The organism is Ruegeria meonggei (assembly GCF_900172215.1).
Lineage (GTDB): Bacteria > Pseudomonadota > Alphaproteobacteria > Rhodobacterales > Rhodobacteraceae > Ruegeria > Ruegeria meonggei.
Genome location: NZ_FWFP01000009.1, coordinates 109,571 through 129,117, shown reverse-complemented (window position 1 = coordinate 129,117; position 19,547 = coordinate 109,571). Strand labels below are relative to the sequence as shown.

The 19,547-nt window shown below is 53.3% G+C and carries 24 protein-coding genes and 1 pseudogene; 10 read left to right on the top strand and 15 right to left on the bottom strand.

The annotated features are described in order from the left end of the window. Both RUM8411_RS15470 and RUM8411_RS15465 read right to left on the bottom strand, forming a co-directional pair. Positions 1-750: a hypothetical protein gene (locus RUM8411_RS15470; RefSeq protein WP_085823622.1), complete on the bottom strand. Its 750-nt coding sequence runs from the start codon at positions 748-750 to the stop codon at positions 1-3. A 57-nt stretch (positions 751-807) separates the two neighbouring features. Then, positions 808-1,815, bottom strand: coding sequence for a Bug family tripartite tricarboxylate transporter substrate binding protein (locus tag RUM8411_RS15465; protein ID WP_085823621.1), 1,008 nt, complete (start codon positions 1,813-1,815; stop codon positions 808-810). 136 nt (positions 1,816-1,951) lie between these two features. On the opposite strand from RUM8411_RS15465, the gene RUM8411_RS15460 reads away from it, so the two are divergent. The 5 genes from RUM8411_RS15460 to RUM8411_RS15440 all read left to right on the top strand — a co-directional run bounded on the left by RUM8411_RS15460 (position 1,952) and on the right by RUM8411_RS15440 (position 6,497). Next, positions 1,952-3,040 (top strand): isocitrate/isopropylmalate dehydrogenase family protein, encoded by a 1,089-nt coding sequence (locus RUM8411_RS15460; protein WP_085823620.1) that lies wholly within the window; start codon positions 1,952-1,954, stop codon positions 3,038-3,040. Continuing rightward, positions 3,037-4,068, top strand: coding sequence for a Gfo/Idh/MocA family protein (locus tag RUM8411_RS15455; RefSeq protein WP_085823619.1), 1,032 nt, complete (start codon positions 3,037-3,039; stop codon positions 4,066-4,068). The genes RUM8411_RS15460 and RUM8411_RS15455 overlap by 4 nt, the downstream gene beginning before the upstream one ends. Continuing rightward, positions 4,065-4,742, top strand: coding sequence for a GntR family transcriptional regulator (locus RUM8411_RS15450; RefSeq protein WP_143534918.1), 678 nt, complete (start codon positions 4,065-4,067; stop codon positions 4,740-4,742). Before RUM8411_RS15455 ends, RUM8411_RS15450 begins: the two co-directional genes overlap by 4 nt. Positions 4,743-4,957: 215 nt before the next feature. Next, a complete protein-coding gene (locus RUM8411_RS15445) occupies positions 4,958-6,058 on the top strand; it encodes an Acg family FMN-binding oxidoreductase (RefSeq protein WP_085823618.1) in 1,101 nt (366 codons plus the stop codon). Then, positions 6,048-6,497: a MarR family winged helix-turn-helix transcriptional regulator gene (locus RUM8411_RS15440; protein ID WP_085823617.1), complete on the top strand. Its 450-nt coding sequence runs from the start codon at positions 6,048-6,050 to the stop codon at positions 6,495-6,497. The genes RUM8411_RS15445 and RUM8411_RS15440 overlap by 11 nt, the downstream gene beginning before the upstream one ends. 37 nt (positions 6,498-6,534) lie before the next feature. On the opposite strand, the gene RUM8411_RS15435 is transcribed toward RUM8411_RS15440, so the two are convergent. The 9 genes from RUM8411_RS15435 to RUM8411_RS15400 all read right to left on the bottom strand — a co-directional run bounded on the left by RUM8411_RS15435 (position 6,535) and on the right by RUM8411_RS15400 (position 12,008). Beyond that, positions 6,535-7,296, bottom strand: a complete 762-nt coding sequence (locus RUM8411_RS15435; RefSeq protein ID WP_085823698.1) for an SdiA-regulated/phytase-like domain-containing protein — start codon at positions 7,294-7,296, stop codon at positions 6,535-6,537. A 370-nt stretch (positions 7,297-7,666) separates the two neighbouring features. Continuing rightward, positions 7,667-7,837, bottom strand: coding sequence for a hypothetical protein (locus tag RUM8411_RS22740; RefSeq protein ID WP_159453907.1), 171 nt, complete (start codon positions 7,835-7,837; stop codon positions 7,667-7,669). 259 nt (positions 7,838-8,096) lie between these two features. After that, positions 8,097-8,597: a CIA30 family protein gene (locus RUM8411_RS15430; protein ID WP_234995255.1), complete on the bottom strand. Its 501-nt coding sequence runs from the start codon at positions 8,595-8,597 to the stop codon at positions 8,097-8,099. Positions 8,598-8,662: 65 nt separating this feature from the next. Continuing rightward, positions 8,663-9,115 (bottom strand): TspO/MBR family protein, encoded by a 453-nt coding sequence (locus tag RUM8411_RS15425; RefSeq protein ID WP_085823615.1) that lies wholly within the window; start codon positions 9,113-9,115, stop codon positions 8,663-8,665. A gap of 13 nt (positions 9,116-9,128) precedes the next feature. Continuing rightward, on the bottom strand, positions 9,129-9,632 hold the full coding sequence (locus tag RUM8411_RS15420) for a hypothetical protein (RefSeq protein ID WP_085823614.1): 504 nt from the start codon (positions 9,630-9,632) through the stop codon (positions 9,129-9,131). A gap of 136 nt (positions 9,633-9,768) precedes the next feature. After that, positions 9,769-10,152, bottom strand: a complete 384-nt coding sequence (locus RUM8411_RS15415; protein WP_085823613.1) for a nuclear transport factor 2 family protein — start codon at positions 10,150-10,152, stop codon at positions 9,769-9,771. Positions 10,153-10,296: 144 nt separating this feature from the next. Then, positions 10,297-10,677, bottom strand: a complete 381-nt coding sequence (locus RUM8411_RS15410) for a VOC family protein (protein ID WP_085823612.1) — start codon at positions 10,675-10,677, stop codon at positions 10,297-10,299. Then, on the bottom strand, positions 10,678-11,691 hold the full coding sequence (locus RUM8411_RS15405) for a zinc-binding alcohol dehydrogenase family protein (protein ID WP_085823611.1): 1,014 nt from the start codon (positions 11,689-11,691) through the stop codon (positions 10,678-10,680). Positions 11,692-11,717: 26 nt separating this feature from the next. Beyond that, on the bottom strand, positions 11,718-12,008 hold the full coding sequence (locus RUM8411_RS15400) for a putative quinol monooxygenase (RefSeq protein ID WP_085823610.1): 291 nt from the start codon (positions 12,006-12,008) through the stop codon (positions 11,718-11,720). 104 nt (positions 12,009-12,112) lie between these two features. On the opposite strand from RUM8411_RS15400, the gene RUM8411_RS15395 reads away from it, so the two are divergent. Next, positions 12,113-13,000 (top strand): LysR family transcriptional regulator, encoded by an 888-nt coding sequence (locus RUM8411_RS15395; RefSeq protein ID WP_085823609.1) that lies wholly within the window; start codon positions 12,113-12,115, stop codon positions 12,998-13,000. 46 nt (positions 13,001-13,046) lie between these two features. On the opposite strand, the gene RUM8411_RS15390 is transcribed toward RUM8411_RS15395, so the two are convergent. Beyond that, a complete protein-coding gene (locus RUM8411_RS15390) occupies positions 13,047-13,523 on the bottom strand; it encodes a DUF6653 family protein (RefSeq protein WP_306372866.1) in 477 nt (158 codons plus the stop codon). Here RUM8411_RS15390 and RUM8411_RS15385 point away from each other — a divergent pair. Together RUM8411_RS15385 and RUM8411_RS22860 are read left to right on the top strand one after the other, a co-directional pair. Beyond that, positions 13,497-14,483, top strand: coding sequence for an SDR family oxidoreductase (locus RUM8411_RS15385; protein WP_085823607.1), 987 nt, complete (start codon positions 13,497-13,499; stop codon positions 14,481-14,483). The genes RUM8411_RS15390 and RUM8411_RS15385 overlap by 27 nt on opposite strands. A gap of 63 nt (positions 14,484-14,546) precedes the next feature. Continuing rightward, positions 14,547-14,720: pseudogene (locus RUM8411_RS22860) on the top strand (tautomerase family protein); the annotation flags it as partial. Positions 14,721-14,781: 61 nt separating this feature from the next. Here RUM8411_RS22860 and RUM8411_RS15375 read toward each other — a convergent pair. Next, complete coding sequence (locus tag RUM8411_RS15375) at positions 14,782-15,687, bottom strand: AraC family transcriptional regulator (RefSeq protein ID WP_085823606.1); 906 nt, start codon at positions 15,685-15,687, stop codon at positions 14,782-14,784. A 95-nt stretch (positions 15,688-15,782) separates the two neighbouring features. Here RUM8411_RS15375 and RUM8411_RS15370 point away from each other — a divergent pair, with 95 nt between their 5' ends. Beyond that, entirely contained in the window at positions 15,783-16,532 is a 750-nt protein-coding gene (locus RUM8411_RS15370; RefSeq protein WP_085823605.1) for an SDR family oxidoreductase, read from the top strand. Positions 16,533-16,602: 70 nt separating this feature from the next. Here RUM8411_RS15370 and RUM8411_RS15365 read toward each other — a convergent pair whose 3' ends face one another. Together RUM8411_RS15365 and RUM8411_RS15360 are read right to left on the bottom strand one after the other, a co-directional pair. Beyond that, entirely contained in the window at positions 16,603-17,445 is an 843-nt protein-coding gene (locus tag RUM8411_RS15365) for a methylenetetrahydrofolate reductase (protein ID WP_085823604.1), read from the bottom strand. Positions 17,446-17,551: 106 nt separating this feature from the next. Continuing rightward, positions 17,552-17,941 (bottom strand): DUF983 domain-containing protein, encoded by a 390-nt coding sequence (locus RUM8411_RS15360; RefSeq protein ID WP_085823603.1) that lies wholly within the window; start codon positions 17,939-17,941, stop codon positions 17,552-17,554. Positions 17,942-18,100: 159 nt separating this feature from the next. On the opposite strand from RUM8411_RS15360, the gene RUM8411_RS15355 reads away from it, so the two are divergent. Further along, positions 18,101-19,471, top strand: a complete 1,371-nt coding sequence (locus RUM8411_RS15355) for an aminotransferase-like domain-containing protein (RefSeq protein ID WP_085823697.1) — start codon at positions 18,101-18,103, stop codon at positions 19,469-19,471. Positions 19,472-19,547 lie beyond the last annotated feature (76 nt).

The following is a 19,547-nucleotide window of genomic DNA, read 5'->3' as shown; positions in this document are numbered from 1 at the left end:
TCAATCTTTCCATAGCGGACGAAGCGTCACGTAGTAGTGGTATTCGATTTGCTTGAAGATCAGCCCCCCGCGCGCGGGCACGTTCTGGCGGAAAACAAAGGCCATCGCGCAAACCAGAATGAACGGGGCCAATATCGCGATTAGTGGCACGAACCTCAAAACGGGCTCAGAGGACGCTTTGGTCAACACCACAAGTGTGAGCGAGACCCATAGAGCCAGTGTAAACCAATCATCACCGTGCGCGTTCCAGTCCGCCTGCGCGGGAAAAACAGCAAACGCAAAAAGCCCAGCAGAGACAACTGCGATACAAGCAACCAAAGCACGCCGCGCATGGCCGCCGTAGTAGCCATAAGTCAGAGCTGTAATCAGCAACCCAGAACACAGAATGAAGTCTACTCTGGGAACGAGCCCCACGACGTATGCAAGAAGGATCAGGCCTATTGTTGAAGCTCGATAGGCTTCCGACTTATCCCATCCGATCCCCAAAGCAGTGAGCGCGTTTTGGGCACCACCTGAGCGGATTGAAATAGCCAGCAAAACGAAAGACAAGCTAAGCAATCCACCGAAGATGAACAGCGGTACAATTGCAGCCGAGTTGTACCAATCCGATCCACTTACACCTGCGCGGTTTTCGCCCCAAAGTGGAATGTCCGACGTCTTCCAAAGAAAAAAGACGGACACTGTTATAAGAACAATTGCTGCCCAAAAGTCGCGCGATCGCATGACCAGTGTTTCGTCAGGTTTGTCCATTGCCTGCCTCCTGAGGGAAAGGGCGCGATCAAGCGCGCCCTTTCAAAATTGATCGGATTAGGGCTGCGCGATACCCAGCGAGGCCGGATCCACTGTGGCAGCGCCAAGGTCTTGCAAGGTATAGGCAAAAGTAGCCTCGAGGTTCGCAAACAGTTCTTGAGCTTCTTCACCGTGTTGACCACCGACATCGTAATTGTTTGCCGCGGCCCATTCGGCGACGGTGTCGGAGGCAATAGCTTGCTCGAAGGCATCACCAAGCGCGGCCTTTACATCGTCCCCGGCTGAACTGTGGACTGCAAACCCGATGGCCTGTTTGAGCGGCAAATACTGATCGAGACCGTCATAGATGCCAAAGGCAGAAGGTACTGTTGCCCCTGCAATCTGCGCATCTTCGGGCGTCAACATCGCGAGCGGTTTAAGTTGACCGCCTTCAATCAACGGAGCCTGTTCAGCCAGTGACGTCACAACCAACGCAACTTCACCCGCTATCGCTGCTTCCTGCCCGGGCGCTGAGCCTTTGTATGGAACAAACTTGAACTCTGCACCGGACCCTTTTTCGATGGCTAGAAGATTCAAGTGATGGATCGAACCTGCGCCGGAAGCCGCCGCAGGAATTGTGCCAGGAGCAGCTTTCGCAGCGTCGACCAGTTCTTCCAGCGTATTGTAAGGGCTGTCCGCCGGGACCGAGATCAGATCAGGTGATCCACCAACAATGAACGGATACCAAAAATCAAATTTCTTATCCCAACCACCCTGCACAGCAGCGGTGACGTTAGACTCTGACAGACCAACCAATGTATAGCCATCGTCTGGTTGGTTCATCACGTAAACCATACCGTTGGAGCCTGCGACACCACCTGTTTGATTGATCACATTGATCGAGACCGGAAGGTGTTTTTCCATCTCGGCCATGATCATTCGGTTGATCGTGTCCGTGCCACCACCGGCCCCCCAGACCACAGCTGTGGTGATATCACGATAGGGATAATCCTGCGCAGCAGCTGCCCCTGTAATCCCGGTCGCCATCACGGCTGCGGCCGCCAACCGCCCTAGATTTTGTTTCATTTCCAAGTCCTCCCAAAACAACTTCGCGATTATTATTGCATTTATTTGCGTATACATTAAAGAATGCATTGTCAACGTACTGTAGTGGAAGCTGCTATCGCGCTATGAATGCGAAACGGGAAGGAAACGGGCCAAGATGAATAAGATGTACGATGTTGCGGTGTTCCACGGGGACGGGATCGGCCCGGAAATTATGACCCCTACGCTTGAAATCCTGCGCCAGCTCTCGGGCAACAATCCCAGCTACGAGCTGGCGTTTACAGACGCGCCGGCAGGCGCAGGCCACTACGCCAAAACTGGAGAATCGTTTCCGGCTGGATCACTCGAAACCGCACGCAATGCGGACGCAATTCTGCTGTCTGCAATGGGCTTGCCGGATGTTCGTTACCCTGACGGAACCGAGATTTCACCGCAGATCGATCTGCGAAAGAAACTGGGACTTTTCGCTGGTGTACGACCAGTAAAGGTAAGCAGCGGACAAATGACCCCCTTGGCGCTGCCCCCCGGAAAAGAGATCGACTTTGTCTTGATACGCGAAAGCACAGAAGGACTGTTCTTCACCCAAGGCGCTGGCGAAGTTACCGAACACGAAGCACGAGAAACTCTGCTGATCACTCGTGAGGTGTCCGAAAAACTGTTCCGTTTCGCGTTTGAACTCGCCAAGAACCGCAAGGCATCCGGTCGCGGCCAAGGACGGGTTACATGTGTCGACAAAGCCAATGTTTTCAGGGCCTTTGCATTCTTCAGATCTATCTTTGACGTGGAGGCCGCACGCCATCCCGATTTGAAAGCTGACCATGCCTATGTTGATGCCACCGCTCTATGGATGGTCCAAAAGCCTTGGGAATTCGATGTTTTGGTGACTGAGAACATGTTCGGAGATATCCTCTCCGACCTTGGTGCGGGTCTCATGGGCGGTCTTGGACTGGCGCCATCAGCGGATATCGGGTTGAACCACGCTGTTTTCCAACCCTGCCATGGTTCCGCTCCGGACATTGCGGGACGGGGTATTGCTAACCCTTTTGCGATGATCCTGTCCGCAGCAATGATGCTTGAATGGTTGGGGTTGATCCATGATCACACAGGCCTGTCCAACGACGGTGAACGATTGCGTGAAGCCGTGGAAGAGGTGACTGCGAACGGACAGAACCTGACGCGCGACCTAGGTGGCACCGCCGGAACGCAGGACGCAGCCTCATCGGTATTGGAAGCACTTTTGGCATGAATACTCACCAAACCGTCAGAGTCGCGTGTGTGGGTGCGGGGTACTTCAGCAGGTTCCACTACGAAAGCTGGTCCCGAATGCCCGGAGCGGTTCCGATTGCATCCTGCAACCGTGATATCAGCAAGGCGAAAGAAACAGGATTGGCCGCTTACGATGATCTGTCAAGAATGTTGGAGGCGGAAGAACCAGATCTCGTGGACATCATCCTTCCACCTGTGGCGCAGGTCGACGCCATCCGAACGGCACTGCGGTTTGGTATCAAGTGGTTGATCTGCCAAAAGCCATTTTGCCTGTCTCTGGATGAAGCGGAGAAGATCGTCTCCGAGGCTGAGGCGGTAGGCGCAACTATTGTCGTGCATGAAAATTTTCGCTTTCAGCCCTGGTATCGTGCGATCAAGGTGGCGATGACCGAGGGTCGAATTGGAACACCTCTACAAGCGACTTTCCGGCTTCGACCGGGCGACGGACAGGGACCACGAGCCTACCTTGACCGGCAGCCGTACTTTCAGGACATGCCACGTTTTCTGGTTCATGAAACAGCGGTTCACTGGGTAGACACGTTCCGGTTTCTATTCGATGCGCCCAGCGCAGTTTATGCGGACTTGCGCCAAGTTAACCCCGTTATCGCGGGCGAGGACGCAGGTTACATCCTGTTTGACCACCCCAACGGTTTGAAAGCTCTGTTCGATGGCAACAGATGCCTTGACCACAGCGCCGAAAACCTGCGTCAGACCATGGGCGAAGCGCTCATCGAAGGATCGGAAGGATCACTGGTTCTTAACGGCGACGGTTCAGTAGAACTCCGTTTTTTTGGAAAACAGGAGCGACAGCAGATTCTACCTCCAAGCGATCATGATGGATTTGGAGGAGACTGCGTCCACGCCTTGCAAAGTCACGTCGTTTCAGGCCTTCTAAGAGGCACGCCGTTGGAGAACACGGCTCGAGACTATTTGGACGTGATCCGCATCGAAGAAAGCATCTATCTCTCGGCTGCGGAGGGACGAAAGATCAACCTGGAGACGCCGTGAAGGATCAGGACGCAAAAACTCTTTCCAATACGCAACGCGCTGTTAGGGATTTGCGACAGATGATCCTGTCTGGCGAACTTGCAGCCGGGACTGACCATCTGGAGTCGGAACTCGCCGAGACCCTTGGCATGTCCCGCACCCCGATTCGGGAAGCTGCGCTGATGTTGGAAAGTAAGGGGTTGCTGGAAATGCGGCCCCGCAAAGGTGTGCGGATACTGCCTGTTTCATCAGATGATATGCGTGAAATCTACGACATCCTGACGGAACTCGAGAGTCTCGCAGCACAGCGCGCTGCCGAAGCGGGTTATTCAGAAGATGAACTGGCGGTCCTTGCTGGATCAATTGCAAAGATGGACCAAGCCATCGAGGCCGAAGACCTTGAAGCCTGGGCCGAGGCCGACGAGTTGTTTCACCAGGAGCTCGTTCGGTTGGGCGGCAACAAACGAGTCGAAGCGATTGTCGCCATGATGAGCGACCAGGTACGTCGCGCGCGCGCAACGACGTTGTTCATCAGGCCCCTGCCCGTCAAATCCAATGAAGATCACCGGGTTGTTTTCCAAGCGATTAGTGAAAGTCGACCGGATGTCGCCCGTGAACGTCATCGAGAACACAGGCTGCAAGCACAGGCTATGCTTTGCGGGATACTCGAAAAGCATCGGCTCACCAGCCTCTGATCTTCTCGTGTCCGGTCGTTAATCGGCTAAAATAACTGCCTATTTTCGGCATTAAAGGCGCTCCGAATACTTGTCTCCCACGGCAGTCCACGGTTGCGTCCGGCTGCTCTGATTTACTTTTTTTCAAGTCACTCATCCAATCACCGCATCGACTGGGGTTGAAGTAGTACGATTTCGTATTATTTAGTTTGATATCGTACTATTGGAGAGTCAAAATGCCAAACAGAAGACGTTTTCTAAAAGTTCTAGGCGGAGGCACGATTTTGGCGCCAACGGGTGCGGTTGGGTTCCTCGCTACACGCACGCCGCATGACGCGCTGGCTCCGTGGACGCCAAAACCGTATGACGACCCTCGCAAAGCCGCTTTGTCCTACGCAATTCTCGCCCCCAATCCACACAATTTGCAACCTTGGCTGGTCGAGTTGGTTGGACAAGACAAGGTGCGCATCCACCGCGATACAGATCGCGAGCTTCCGGAAACCGATCCTTACCACCGCCAGCTCTATATTGGCCTCGGCGCATTTGTTGAGACGATGATTCTGGCAGCAGGTGCTCTCGGGTTTGATACCGAGGTCAAGTTACTGCCAGATGGGGATGACGGACCTATTGCAGAAGCAGTGTTTGTTCCTGGCGGAGCACCCGATCCACTATCAGATCAAATCCTCAAACGGCATTCCAACAAAGAACCGTACACTGAACAGCGGCTGTCCAAGGCGGAATCGTCGGTCCTTGAAAACTATGCCACTCTGATTTCCGATGAGGATATAGTGGCACGTGTTCGAGACCTTACGAAACGCGCTTTTGAAATCGAAATGCGAACGCCGCAGACGCTGAAAGAATCCGTCGACCTGATGCGGATCGGGAAAGCAGAAATCAACGCCAACCCAGACGGGATTGAATTACGCGATCCCATGCTGGAAACACTGCGACTTACCGGTCTATTGGACAATGAGACTCTGATGAATGTTGATCACCCAGGCACTCAGTCACACATGCGAGGCTACTTCGCCATGCTAGACGCGACGCCGCAATACGCAGTCCTCACGACAGCCACAAATACGCGAAGCGATCAACTCGATGCCGGACGTCAATTGATGCGTTTCTACCTAAAGACAACCGAAATGGGACTGGGCGTTCATCCGGTCAGTCAGGCACTTCAGGAATATCCTGAGATGGCCAACGAATACGCTCTGGCGCATGAGCTTCTTGCGTCACCGGGCCACACGGTGCAAATGTTGCTGCGTTTGGGGTATGGTCCCGAGCCAATTGCCACCCCCCGCTGGCCGCTGGAGACACGAATTCTGAATGAAGCCTGAAGATGCGACCAACGAAGTCTACCGGTTCTTCACCGAGGTCGGGATCATCAATCAGTTGATCTCGACCCAGCTAGAAGCGTTCCTTCCCGGTAGAATGACAGCGACACAATTTGGAATATTGGGCCATCTGGTTCGGCGCCCCGAGGGAGAGACTCCACTGCAACTCTCGAACGCGTTCCAGGTGCCCAAGACATCGATGACGCATATGCTCGCCAGCCTTGAAAATCATAACTTGATCACTCTTGAGACCAACCCCAAGGACAAGCGTTCGAAAATTGCCCGATCAACGCCGCAAGGCGTGGAGTTTTTGAAAGCTTGTATGGAGCGGATGTCGGAAGCCCTGGCTCCAGTTTTGTCCGAACTCGGGCCCGAACCGTTCAATAGGTCTTTACCCAATTTGACTCTCATACGTGAAACTCTAGACAAAGAGCGCAACTAGCCGAAACCTGCGTCGCCCCAAGCAAGCAGCCAAATTCTCAAAAGATCATACAATCCGCGCCCGGAGGCAGCGGCGGCGATTCTTCAGGCAAGGTGGGTGTGTAGTCAAATGTCACGATCTTCGCGCCACCGTCGAATGCAACGAACAGTTGGTTGGACCCCGGCCTAATGGCGATGCCTTCCGGGTCGGTTCCGAACTCCAACAAGCTTTGCTGGGCGAGCAATTGGCCATCTGCCGTGAACTCATACAGGCTGTTTGACCCTTCCCAGTCATCAACGATCAACATGTGACCGGTGCGTGGGTCAATCGCGATGCCCTGTGCCTCGCTTAAGGGGGGAGACAGCTCCATGGTATCCAACCTCGCCGTTAAAGCACCCTCTGAAGTGAACCAAGACAACCGTTCCGGGTCATCTTCTACGGTCACGATCTGCCCCTTGGCATTGATCGCGATCCCTTCGGTATCCGCAAATCCACCTTCAAGTTCAAAGGGTGCTCCTAAAGTGGCTCCTTCCTTCGTGACACGTTGGAGGCTGCCAAGACCGTCGCCTACCAACAAGTGATCCCCTTCGATAGCAATTGCTTTGATACGGAAGAGATCGCTGGATATGCGGCGCAACTCATCACCTTGCAATGTAACGAGAACGGCCTCGGGTCCTTCGTTCGCAATCCACAACCCACAAAAGGTCGGATCGTAGTCAAGACTTGCGGGTTGATTGAGTTCATAACGCCCTGTTTCGCGAAGCTGCAAAGCCGTGGCCGGGGTCGACACAGCAAAAATCAATAAGGCGGTGGTCCTCACAAACACTCAGGATGCTCCCAAAACTGAGTTAGAAAGGTGGGGCAGTGACGTGACGGGTCAATACAAAGAACGATTGATCTCCTAACAACAGAGGCCATCACATTGCCTGGTCAGAGAGACGGAGAACGCCAAGAATCGGCGCAATGTTGCGTGAGTTGAAACTTCCAGCGATGCAAACCAAGGTGAAGAATTGGCGCAGCTTCTTGAATCGCAGCGAAACCCGAGGTTCCGCGTCGCGCAACAACTATCAAAGAGTCTGTCGCGTCACCACTCCCGGCGCTGAGTGTTCCTCGGCTTTGGTGTTACCAATTGCAGAGTTCGATCTGATTTACACAAACTCACAGAAAGTTTGGTGTTGTGCCCGAAACGCTCAAGCTTCAGCGATCATCGTGCCCCAGCTAGAAAAGCCACTCTCTGTCTCACAGATAATCGTCTCTGCCCCGGTTACCGCATCGTTCCCAAAGTAGCACTCCGCAAACGCACCAGTGCCAACAAATGATAGGGTCAGGGCAACAAGGCCCAAAGCTGCAATCCTCTTCATGATACTCACTCCCTTTGATAAGCGTCATGTGGGAGTTGTTTTTTGCCGAAAGTACTTTGCTTTGATTAAGTATTTTTAACTTAAGACTGCCAGACGAGTTGTCTCTTCAGAAAGCAGCCTACTCTGAATGTTCGCTCAGAAAAGACAGGTTCAGCATCTAAAAAGAAGAAACAGCACATCAGCGTTCAGGAACTGACGGAAGAAGAAATACCGGCGTTGCAGACCTATATGAAGAACACAGCCCTCTCTTGGTAGACTTTCAGTAGAAACCAATCTCGCTGACATCTACACGGGCCTCGTGATCGCGCCCGTAGGCTACAACTCCAACTGAGGTGATTTCGTCAGCAACGGGAATAGCGCGCAACATGGCACCTGAAGCCTTGAAGCCTGACAAAGGTAAAGAGACTTCGGTCCATTTGTCAGAAGTTGCGAACTCGGCCTGATAGTATTGCCACGGAAGCACCGTGCCACGCGTCCTGAGGTGAACAAAGTACTGTTCGCCGTTGCCCCGCACCAATAGCTTGATGCCCGATACACTTGCATCTGGCCTGTCCGGCAACTTGCGTCGGAACTGGATGAAGCCGCCGTTGTTTTCTGTGCTGACGGTTCCGGTCAACCGCGCGAATGCATCATTACCTTCCGAACTAAACTGCACCCGCCCTGAGGAAACTCCTCCCATGACGGTGTCGGCAACGTAGTCCCAACGCGTCTCCGGAGACTCGGAGAAGTCTTCTGCAAGATTTTCACTAGCCAGTGCCATTGTAGATCCGATGATAAAAAGACTTGAAACAAGCCCAGCGAAGTTTCCACGCATATCGTTCTTTCTCAGTTCAGTATCGCGATAGAAAAGTTCAAGGCCGTGGCAAATGCGACCCACGCAAAGTACGGCAGGAAAGCTAGTGCGGAAACCCGATCTGAATTCCTGACCCGAGCGATGAACATGACGATTACAGCCAACAACGCGACAATGATCACAAGAGCAAACCACGGCAGTTGCAGTACGAAAAAGGTTGGGGACCACAAAAAGTTCAGACCCATCTGCGCCCACCACAGCTTCATGGCAGTCGAGCTTCGGTCTGCTTCGAACTGGCGCCAACCCGCAATGGCGATCAACACATAAAGAACCGTCCAGACCGGGCCAAATATCCAATTTGGTGGATTGAAAGCCGGTTTAGAAAGCTGAGCATACCAATCGCCAGGTGCGGTCAGTGTCCCGATCAGGATGCCGCCTCCCAACATGAGCGCAAGAAATGCTACGCGGATCAACAAATTCGACATTGCGGGACTGCTTTCAGCAACCCGTGGTCGTCACGTTGACAAGCGCTTCGGATGAGAAGGTTGCAATACTGGTCTTATCCGCATCGGAATATGACACCGTGGCGCCTTCGATCTCCGACCCTGTTACGGTGATTTCGCGTTGCCCGATGGTGTCGTCTACATCGATGGTAAAGGCGAGTTTGTCCCCGGCTGGAAGGGAGGCGATCTCAAGTTCAATTGAATCTTGCCCGTCCACGACCGCTGGAATTTGCCGCAGAGCATCCGCACCCTCTACGAATTCGAGAGGTTGGAATACCTCTACGCCCGCACCTTTTTCGGTAACGTCGAAAATCAATCGTCCGGCAGATTGCGACAAGTCGATTTTGAGGGTCGAGGCATCTACTTCGCACGCTCCGACATTTGTCAGAACAAAACGGTCCTTGGGTGCGCCTTCTATGAAGCGAATTTGTACACCAGCTTGAAGCGAAGTAGCTGCAAGCAATCCAAGGGTCGCGGCAAGAATACTCTTCGAGAGCATATTTATCTCCTTTCTAAAAGGTTCTTGATAGATACGCTTCGGCGGGATTCTTGGATCAGACTTACGCCCTTTGACTATCGTGGCTCAGCCGAAAGGAGTCTTCAAAGTTCCATGCACCGTAGTCAGAACGGTTAAGTTAAAACATGCCATTGTCATTCGCGCTGTTTGCTGGAATTTCCTGAAGAACATCCCAGTGCTCGACAACCTTACCATCAGCATCCAGGCGAAAAATATCGATCCCTGCGTACTCGAGACCATCGGGCCAGATTTGGTGGCAATGCAGAATAACGTGATCGTCTTCAGCAAAGGCACGTTTGATGTCCACACGCTTTCCCGGGAATTCGGCGGCCATGCGCTCGAAGTACTCGACAAAGGCTTGCTTGCCATCGCCAACATGCGGGTTGTGCTGCGTATAGGATTCACCAACAAAGGTCGCTATGGCCTCGGCAGGTCGACACTCGTTGAACATCATTTCGTAGAAAGCGATGACGTTTTTCTTGTTTGTTTCGAGGTCCGGCATGCTGATCTCCAAGTCGACGTTTGCACCTCCCTAAAATGTTGACCCGCGTAGTTCTAGGAAGCAACCCGGCAAGGATCTCAATCCCTAATCGACAAGAAGTTGCGAGCTTGATTTTGCGTTCCATCTATTTCGCTGGTTAGCAACTCACTCGCCTTCCTCGAAGTCAATATGAATATGATTTCCATCAGGATCGGCCACATGGATTTGGACCATTCGAGCCCCTGGGACGTCAGTTTTGCGGTACTGGATTTGACTCGAGATCAGTTTTTCTTCGAATGCGCTCAGCCCCGTGGCTGAGAGCGCAAAATGCTCGAGCTTAAGCCTCACTTCGGAGCCGACATTTGGCGTGCCTTCGTGACCCACAAGGTGAACCACGGCGTGATCACCCGCATACAACCAAGCCCCGGGAAACGGAAAATCAGGGCGGGCCCCAGGTTTCAAACCCAAGACCTCTTCATACCAAGTAGCCATTTCAGACAACTTAGTTGTTACGATGTTCACATGATCTAGCCGCTCAATTCTCATCTAAAAACCCTCAAGCACAAGCTTACCTTTGGCCTTGCCGCTTTCGAGGATAGCATGCGCTTTCATTAAGTTTGCAGCATTGATTGTACCAAGTGTATCGGTTGCTGTGGATCTGATCTTTCCATCGTCTATCAACCCGGCAACCTGATTCAGGATTTCGCTTTGACGGTTCATATCTCCAGTCCCAAAAAGCGACCGAGTGTACATGAACTCCCAATGCAATGAGATCGATTTGGGTTTGAATGGCGCGATGTCAAAGGTCTCAGGATCATCGATCAACCCAAACCGACCTTGAGGTGTCATCACCTCTCCGGCTTGAGACGCATAAAGCTGGGAATGGCTCGTTGAATAGATGAAATCCACGCTTTCGATACCGAGAGCCCCGAGTTGTGCGCCAAAAGGTTCCGCATGGTTTATGACATGGTGTGCGCCAAGCTCTTGAACCCAGTCTTGTGTCTCGGGTCGGGACGCCGTCGCTATCACTGTCAATTCAGTGAGAGCCCGGGCCAATTGAATGGTGATTGACCCGACACCGCCTGCGCCACCTATAACCAGCAACGTATTTGTCCCGCCGGGAACGGCATCATGGACTCGCAAGCGGTCGAACAGCATCTCAAAGGCAGTAAGCGTCGTTAGCGGCATCGCCGCAGCTGCTTTTGCAGGTATGGATTTTGGCGCGGCTCCGACAATACGTTCATCAACCAGATGAAACTCAGCATTGGTTCCCGGTCTGTTTATCGCCCCGGCATACCAAACTGTATCTCCCGGACTGAAAGTCTCAACCGTTTCGCCAACTGCTTCGACGATCCCTACTGCGTCCCACCCCAGAATATCTGGTGCTGCACCTGCAGGAGCTCGTTTTTGACGAATTTTCGTATCGACTGGGTTCACTGACACGGCCTGCACCTTGATCAACAAGTCGTGCCCCTTCGGCGTCGGTCTGTCGGTATCGAAGTCGATTAAGGCATCCGCCCGATCAATCGACCCTGTCTCACGGTATCCCACGGCTTTCATAACGTGCTCCTTTGTCCGGTTCTGTATCAACCGATGACTGTCATCTCATTCAACGTGAACTCTGCAACGGCGCCCTCTGTTGCTTCCAGGTAAGCCGCAAGGTGCTGAGCACCCATGTGGCTTTGCCAAAGCTCTCGGCTTTCCCAATTTTCGTAGAACACAAAATGAGCCGGGTTGTCGTTGTCCTGGTGCAGGTCATAGTTAATGCAACCCTCTTCGGCACGGGTTATGTCGATGAGCTTGATGAGCTCGGCCTTTACGAGGTCAATCTTGTCGGGGTTGGCTTTGATGTTGGCGACGATTGTCAGCTTGGCCATTGAAATAGGTCCCTTGTGTATTTCAGCGATGTGCTGGATTTACGCCGCAATCTTTTCGGGATAAACGGGGTAGGATCGGACATATAATCCGGAATTTCCGTTTAATGCTTCTTGACAACCTTCGCCTCTTCCTGACCATCGCCGAGAAAGGCAGCCTTGTAGCAGCAGCCCGAGAGACAGGGATGTCGAGCACAACTGTCTCCGAACGGCTCGCTGCGCTGGAAACACACTACGGTGTGGTATTGTTCAACCGAACGACACGCTCAATCAGCCTGACCGAAGAGGGTCGGGTTCTGGTCGATGGCGCCAAGAGCGTTCTCAGTGAAGTCACAGACCTCGACACCCGCATTCGCCACGGTGCCGAAACCCTTTCTGGCCTGATCCGCGTCAGTGCGCCAATCGATTTAGGTCGTGGAGTCGTTTCTGATGTAATCGCCGAATTCACCGAAGAGAACCCGGCTGTGTCCATAGAACTGTCGCTATCCGATGGCTATGTCGACCTCGTAGGTCAGGGTTTTGACCTGGCTGTTCGGTTTGGGGACATCACCGACAGCGCGCTCCGAATACGTAACCTCGGGAGCTACCAGCGGTTCGTCTGCGCAGCACCCATCTATCTGGCGTCGTATGGAGCACCGGAACGGCCCGAAGATCTCGCAAATCATAACTGCCTGGTAATGCGTTTTGGTGGTTCGCTCGATAACGTTTGGGAGTTCGGCGCAGGCGCTGAGCGTCAGCTTATCCCAGTCAAGGGAAACCGAATTGTAAATGATGGCTCGCTTATCCGCAGTTGGGCTCTGGCAGGCCATGGCATTGTGCTGAAATCGGAACTGGATGTTGGCGAAGATGTCAGAACCGGAAAGCTGGTAGCCCTGTTAGGTGACTTCCTCCCACCTCCCAAGCCGCTACAAATGATGTTCCCACCCAGCCGAGCCCAACCTCGACGCGTGGCAGCGTTCGCACAGCATCTACGCCGCAAGATGGGTGCGATATAACCCAGACCGGAACAGGCAGCTACAGATTATTCCGGGGGTCAATTCTTCAGCGCGCAGTTTCAAGATCACTCAACGACCCACCGCCCCGTTGGAAATCGCGCCAGACCCAGACCATTCGATCCACAAACCACATTTTGCCGCCTGAGATCATAACAATGCCAAGACACGTCAACCCGATATCAAACTTCCACAGCCCATAAGCGAAGGGTACGAGACCCAACCCGCTTCCTACAGCCAGTGCTTTGGCAATTCTCTTGTGATGCACTGAAACCGTGTCGCGGTGCCGCAGCCACACGCGTTCACCTAGCACGCCTTGCGCCGACCAGCTGTCAAAGTTTTTGGGTTGTGGAAACACGCGCGGGTTCAACCAGATCCAGACGAGAACGAAAGCCATGGCTCCCCATGCCCAGCCGCCCACCCAGGCGCGGCTCCAGATTGCCACAGCCAAGAGCGGCAGTGGCGTCAACACACGAGTCCAGACCGACCATGGATTGGCATGACGCAGCCAAACCTCGTCTTTCATCCCCATAAGACGCTCGGAAAACCGAACTATATCCATACGTTCAACTCCGAAGATCAGCACGCGTGTCGGCGTGTTTGCATATTCAAAACGTCTCTCGAACTGTTTTCGCTACCGCCGACGAGTTGTGTCGGTTCCATTCTAGACAATGCGACCCGAGACACCGATACAGACGTTATCAAGGCGCGGCCTTCTCGAATATTTCTATTACCCAATCGAGAAAGACTCGTACACGAACAACGAACGGCTATTGTAACCGGCGCCAGCAAAGGGATTGGTGCAGCTATCGCACTCCGCCTGGCTCAGGATGGCCATGCAATCATTGCCAATTACGCGAGTGATGAGGTTGGAGCGAACGAGATTGTAGACGCTATCAAAAAAGCTGGCGGCCAAGTAATCGCAGTTCAGGGTGACATCTCCGACGCATCTTGCATGCCACGATTGTTCGATGCGGCTGATCAGGAATTTGGCTCCGTCGATGTTCTGGTCAACAACGCGGGTATTATGCGCCTGAGTGCAGTTGCATCTACATCTGATGCTGACTTTGAGGCTCACTGCGCCATCAACATTGGCGGTGTCTTTCGCGGCATGCGCGAGGCTGCCAACCGCATGAATGAAGGCGGTGCGATCATTAGCCTGTCCTCCAGTGTAGTTGGGCTCTATCAGCCGGCATACGGGGTCTATGCGGCGACAAAAGCTGCGGTGGAAGTGATGACCCATGTGCTGGCCAAAGAACTGGGCTCACGTGACATCACCGTGAATGCCGTAGCGCCTGGGCCGGTTGGGACCGACCTTTTTATCACAGGAAAGCCCGAAGGGGTGATTGAGAGTATCAAAGAAACGAACCCATTTGGTCGACTCGGAACGCCCGAAGACATTGCAGCCGCGGTTTCGCTTCTGGTCGGACCTGATGGCCGCTGGATCAGTGGTCAAACACTGCGTGCCAATGGCGGAATCGTCTAAATCTTCTCACGAAAGGAAATCGCAATGCCATTTGCCTACTACTAACTTCCGCAGGCCTCGCTAACAACAGATCAAAAAGAGGACCTGATCCATAAAACGACAGAACTGATGGTCGGCTTCTTTGGAGAGGTGGTGCGCCCGACCACGATGGTCCTGATCGAAGAGGTTGAAGACGGTGGATACGGCCGTGCAGACGAGGTGTTTGTGATGCCGGAAGAGTATCGCGCTAAGGAGTAAGCTAATTCAATCGCAGGGTAGTGTCCCAAAACGCTGTCCTCCACTATGGAACCACGAAAGACTATTGTGTTGCGATTGTCTTCGAATAACGCGCGGGAGGGCATCCTACATAGCGGGAAAATGCAGTGCTGAAGGCACTGGACGACCCATAACCTGTCTGGGCAGAGATTTCGGCAATGCTGAGATCGCCCGCCCGAAGCATATGCTTTGCCAATGTCATCCGCCAGTTCTGCAAATAGCTCATTGGGGGCATTCCCATAACCCCTTCAAATCGTGTGAAGAATGCAGATCGAGACAGCCCAGCTTCGGTTGCAAGCGCTTGAACGGTCCAACTGTGAGCCGGAGCCGCGTGCATGGCTCGCAAACTGGGGCCAACCCGCACGTCTGCCAATCCATGCAAAAGGCCAGCAGTCGGGGCCGGGTCCGCGCCAGAGCGGAAGGCTTCGATCAGTAGGACTTGCAATAGGTTCTCGACGATAACATCTCGCGCCGGCCTGTTTGCGCGAGCCTCGTCGCGAACAAGCCCTGTAAGCGCAGCCAACCGACCCTCACCGCGGACAAAGATCAGATCAGGCAGTAGAGAGATCAAAAGATCAGCGTCCGGGCTGGCAAAGGTGCAGTGTCCCACGAGCTGTTGAACTTCTGGATCCGCGTCAGATGCCCCAAGTCGGAAAATACCGTCTTCACCCTCCACCGGGTGGTTGACCAAATCAGCGGGTGGTGGAGGGTCCATGCTTGAGAAGGTGAAGGATTTGACCGCAGGGATCAGCACAAAATCACCCGCATTCAATACCAATGGTTCTTTTCCTTCGACCTCCAGGCGTGCACGTCCGGTTAGAAGTGAGCAGTAGAAGGCCTCGTTTACATTCTCACGATGCACCCGAAACGGCCCCGATGCATGCACCAGTTTGGAATAGGACGCTTTGGGTTGAAGGAGGGTGATGATTTCAGAGAATGGATCTGCCATTTTGGACCATCGATAAAAAGTAACGGACTATTGATTATATATAATACTGCCGACGTCCTCTACTTTCAAGGCATCAACAAATAGGAGACAACGTCATGAAGACCGTATTGATCACAGGATGTTCTTCGGGATTTGGCCTGGAGACGGGGCGCTTTTTCCTCGAACAAGGATGGTCGGTTGTCGCGACAATGCGAAAGCCAGATGAGGCCTTACTTCCGGCCTCGGATCGTTTGACGATCCTGCCATTGGATATCTCGGACAGCGAGAGCATCACAAAGGCTGTGGAAGCTGCGGGCCCCATCGACGCTTTGGTGAACAATGCAGGCGTCGGCTGGCTTTCCCCTTTTGAGGGTACATCAGAGGATAACCTGCGCCGGATCTTTGAGACCAACACGTTTGGCACCATGGAAATGGTCCGATCTGTGCTGCCACAAATGCGCGCGAAAGCGTCGGGGGTGATCGTGAATGTCTCTTCCAGCGTCACACTCAAACCGCTGCCGCTGGCTTCGGTCTACACAGCAAGCAAGGCCGCAGTGAACGCCTTTACAGAATGCCTTTCCTTTGAACTGGCACCTGTGGGTATTCGGACCCATATCGTTCTACCAGGTCAGGCCCCAACAACGAATTTCGGCAAGAACGCAATGGCAATGATGTCAGAAACCAATGATACGCCTGAAGACTACAAGCCGTTCGTCGAGCAGACTATGGCCGCCTTTATGAACGCTGAAGGGAAAGAGTTTACCTACTCAGAGGACGTCGTGCAGGCAATCTGGAGAGCCGTCACCGACAGCACATGCCCACTTCGGATCCCTGCCGGAAAGGACTCTGTCGCACTGGCGGCGTGACACCCTCAACAATAAGAAGAAACCCTCTCGAAAAACTAGCATGGCCGACCTCAATGGTCGGCCTTTTGCCTCACGCCTGCATTTTGCTCGAAGCGCCCCGAACTTGCCGCGCCTTAATCGCAATAAGCCACTCAACGGCAGCCTTCGTGCCACCAAAGGGATAAAGGTGAACCGCAACATCAGCTAAATTGCGTCGTTGCAGCCCTTGTTCGATCAAGCAGACCAGACGGGAGAACTCAACGATCCCGTCCACGGTGTCACTCACGTTGTTCAACCCGCCAGCCGAAACCCCAAATGAGCGTGCAAACCTGAGCAGGAGATCCCTTTTGGTCGGCCCTGTTATCCCAATTTGGATGGTCTGGCTAACACCAACGTTTCGAAGCTGGCTGATCCAGTTGAGAATTCTGTTGGGATCAAAGGCAAGTTGGGTGGTTATGCTCACGCTGCATTCGAAGGACTTCAGAAGCTTTACCTTTTCCTCCAGTAAGGCCACGTCTGAACGATAACCTGTGGCAGCGTTTCCCTCAGGAAAACCCGGCAAGGTGACCCTCTTGATCGCATACTTTTCAATCCACTCGGTTCGAAGGAGATCCATCGTGTTGTTGAAGGGGCCCGACGCATCAGATGGGTCACCACCAACGACCATGACTTGTCCTTGGGCGCCGGCAAACCGGAGTTTTTCGGTCAGGTCAAACAAGTGTTTCTTTGATTGAAGGCGTCGAGCTGCAAATATCGGCACCGGCAATAGTCCGGCATCGTCGATCCGGCGCACCGTTCGCAACCGGTCGTAGTCATCCTCATCGTTCAGCCAGGCCACATTGACAGGGGTTCTCGCAGGAATAAGGGGGGCGGCTGATGTGAGATCCGCAATTGTCTTTCCTGTCGCCTCAAGTGAATAGAAATTCAAATCCATCACGGAATCCTCCAGCTTCAACTACCGAAGTCGTTCGGGCATGACCTCGAAGCTTGGCAGCAAAAGCAAGCCACAGGCGCATGGCTAGTCTGCAAAAGTAGGCTGGCTAGAACCCGTGCATGCGTTTGGCCCATTGGTATCCAACAATCAGGCCCTTCATGACCGGCAGCAGTGCCAAGGCACCTACAACTGCAATCACAGACATGCTGAGTGCCAAGACCCAGGGTTCTGGCCTCCATGTTACCCAGGCGATGTGCAATGCGAATCCCATAAGGTGGCCAACGATCAGGATCGTTAGATAAGCCGGACCATCATCTGCCCGCTGATGGCTCAGATCCAAATCGCAATTCGAGCACTCATCGTTCACTTTGATGTAGCTATGCAGCAGTTTTCCTTCCCCGCACTTGGGGCACTTGAGGCGCATCCCATTCATGATCGCGGGTTTGATGGGGCGCTCTTCACTGTCGTCGTGGGCGTTAATTGCAAGTTCGGACATCTTTGATCTCCTTCGGTTGCGCCTCAGATAGTGTACCCTGCAACAAAATACAATCAATATCCAATCAATACTATGAGGTATGTGCTATTTTCTTGAAAAACAGTTCAAAAACAATTACCAATAGTGGATGCAATCTCTTGTATTGAATGGAATACAGCCATGAAGCCATGGACGCCGAACCTCAGTGACGACGGAAAGCCCCTTTACGTCCAGATCGCGGAAGCGATCAGGCATGATATCGAGACCGGTGTATTTGATGCAGGTGACAGGCTTCCGCCTCAACGCAGCGTCGCCAAGCTTGTTGGATTAGACTTCACAACTGTGTCTCGCGGGTATTCTGAGGCCGCAAAGCGAGGGTACATCGACACCTTTGTCGGGCGGGGCTCGTTTATCCGGATACCAGAAGAAACATCAGAAAAAGCTGACCCGCGCCGCGCGCTAGAAGAAGACCCGAACATGAATATGCCTCCGGAGCCAGATGATCCGGCTCTGGTGGCTCGTATGGAACAAGGCCTCACACATGTTGCTGCAAACCTAGTTCCTCTGCTTCGCTACCAATCCATTATCGGGAGCCGGCAAGACCGGGAGACCGCAGCGCGCTGGATGAACATCAATGGTATCGACGTTACAGCAGACCAATTGGCAATCACGCCTGGCGCACATGCCAGTTTGCTGTCGATCCTGACATTGCTCACCAAGCCCGGAGACACCGTGATCTGTGAGCGCGTGACCTACCCCGGTATTCGCGCCATCGCGGCCCAACTTGGCATCCGGCTGATTGGCGTGAGATCAGACGACAGCGGTATTCTTCCTGATGATCTGGATTCCGCTATCCAAGAGCACGCGCCTTCTGCTCTTTATCTGAACCCGACGCTGCAAAATCCCCTGACGCTTACAATTCCGATGGAGAGACGTCAGCAGATCGCGTCCGTTTTGGACAAGTATGGTTTGCCTTTGATTGAAGATGACGCTTGTCGTTTTGTGTCGTCAGATGCGCCAGCGCCGATCTCAACTTTTATCCCTGAATTGGGGTGGTACATCGCGGGTCTTTCAAAATGCCTTGGTGCTGGTTTGAGGCTGGCAATCACGGTGGTTCCATCAGGTCTGTCGAAAACTCACTTCACTCGGGCGTTGCAGGCATCGAATGTCATGGCATCACCGATCACAACAGCTCTGATGGCGCGATGGATCGAGGATGGCACAGCCGCGGCGGTGCAGAAGTTCGTCCGCAAGGAAGCAAATCGCAGACAGAAATTGGCATCCAGGATTATGCAGAGCCAGGACTTTTCTGGCAGCGGCGAGGCTTTCAATATTTGGCTGACGCTACCTGAAGGGGCCAGCCGAGCTGACGTGATGAGCCACATGGCCAATCGTCAAATTGGAATTATGCCGAGCAACGCCTTTACGGTGGCAGGTACGCCCGATGAAGCGGTCAGGGTATGCCTGGGAGGACCAATCTCAATCAGCCAACTGACTGAAGATCTTGAAGCATTGAACTACGCGATCACCCACCAAAACTGGGTTCCCTAAACTGTCTCCTGGTTCCGAAACAAAAACGAAACGTAATGCGGTTACGATCAGAGCTGAGAGCCTGGTAGTGAGCTGA

Excerpts from the sequence above, each read along its gene's own strand:
- RUM8411_RS22740 (WP_159453907.1), bottom strand. The coding sequence starts at position 7,837 with ATGAAGAGGATTGCAGCTTTGGGCCTTGTTGCCCTGACCCTATCATTT.
- RUM8411_RS15470 (WP_085823622.1), bottom strand. The coding sequence starts at position 750 with ATGGACAAACCTGACGAAACACTGGTCATGCGATCGCGCGACTTTTGG.
- RUM8411_RS15425 (WP_085823615.1), bottom strand. The coding sequence starts at position 9,115 with ATGTCGAATTTGTTGATCCGCGTAGCATTTCTTGCGCTCATGTTGGGA.
- RUM8411_RS15385 (WP_085823607.1), top strand. The coding sequence starts at position 13,497 with ATGACGCAGCCAAACCTCGTCTTTCATCCCCATAAGACGCTCGGAAAA.
- RUM8411_RS15405 (WP_085823611.1), bottom strand. The coding sequence starts at position 11,691 with ATGAAAGCCGTGGGATACCGTGAGACAGGGTCGATTGATCGGGCGGAT.
- RUM8411_RS15365 (WP_085823604.1), bottom strand. The coding sequence starts at position 17,445 with ATGGATTTGAATTTCTATTCACTTGAGGCGACAGGAAAGACAATTGCG.
- RUM8411_RS15430 (WP_234995255.1), bottom strand. The coding sequence starts at position 8,597 with ATGGCACTGGCTAGTGAAAATCTTGCAGAAGACTTCTCCGAGTCTCCG.
- RUM8411_RS15390 (WP_306372866.1), bottom strand. The coding sequence starts at position 13,523 with ATGAAAGACGAGGTTTGGCTGCGTCATGCCAATCCATGGTCGGTCTGG.
- RUM8411_RS15460 (WP_085823620.1), top strand. The coding sequence starts at position 1,952 with ATGAATAAGATGTACGATGTTGCGGTGTTCCACGGGGACGGGATCGGC.
- RUM8411_RS15400 (WP_085823610.1), bottom strand. The coding sequence starts at position 12,008 with ATGGCCAAGCTGACAATCGTCGCCAACATCAAAGCCAACCCCGACAAG.
- RUM8411_RS15360 (WP_085823603.1), bottom strand. The coding sequence starts at position 17,941 with ATGTCCGAACTTGCAATTAACGCCCACGACGACAGTGAAGAGCGCCCC.
- RUM8411_RS15415 (WP_085823613.1), bottom strand. The coding sequence starts at position 10,152 with ATGCCGGACCTCGAAACAAACAAGAAAAACGTCATCGCTTTCTACGAA.
- RUM8411_RS15440 (WP_085823617.1), top strand. The coding sequence starts at position 6,048 with ATGAAGCCTGAAGATGCGACCAACGAAGTCTACCGGTTCTTCACCGAG.
- RUM8411_RS15355 (WP_085823697.1), top strand. The coding sequence starts at position 18,101 with ATGAAGCCATGGACGCCGAACCTCAGTGACGACGGAAAGCCCCTTTAC.
- RUM8411_RS15420 (WP_085823614.1), bottom strand. The coding sequence starts at position 9,632 with ATGCTCTCGAAGAGTATTCTTGCCGCGACCCTTGGATTGCTTGCAGCT.
- RUM8411_RS15395 (WP_085823609.1), top strand. The coding sequence starts at position 12,113 with ATGCTTCTTGACAACCTTCGCCTCTTCCTGACCATCGCCGAGAAAGGC.
- RUM8411_RS15445 (WP_085823618.1), top strand. The coding sequence starts at position 4,958 with ATGCCAAACAGAAGACGTTTTCTAAAAGTTCTAGGCGGAGGCACGATT.
- RUM8411_RS15465 (WP_085823621.1), bottom strand. The coding sequence starts at position 1,815 with ATGAAACAAAATCTAGGGCGGTTGGCGGCCGCAGCCGTGATGGCGACC.
- RUM8411_RS15370 (WP_085823605.1), top strand. The coding sequence starts at position 15,783 with ATGAAGACCGTATTGATCACAGGATGTTCTTCGGGATTTGGCCTGGAG.
- RUM8411_RS15375 (WP_085823606.1), bottom strand. The coding sequence starts at position 15,687 with ATGGCAGATCCATTCTCTGAAATCATCACCCTCCTTCAACCCAAAGCG.
- RUM8411_RS15455 (WP_085823619.1), top strand. The coding sequence starts at position 3,037 with ATGAATACTCACCAAACCGTCAGAGTCGCGTGTGTGGGTGCGGGGTAC.
- RUM8411_RS15410 (WP_085823612.1), bottom strand. The coding sequence starts at position 10,677 with ATGAGAATTGAGCGGCTAGATCATGTGAACATCGTAACAACTAAGTTG.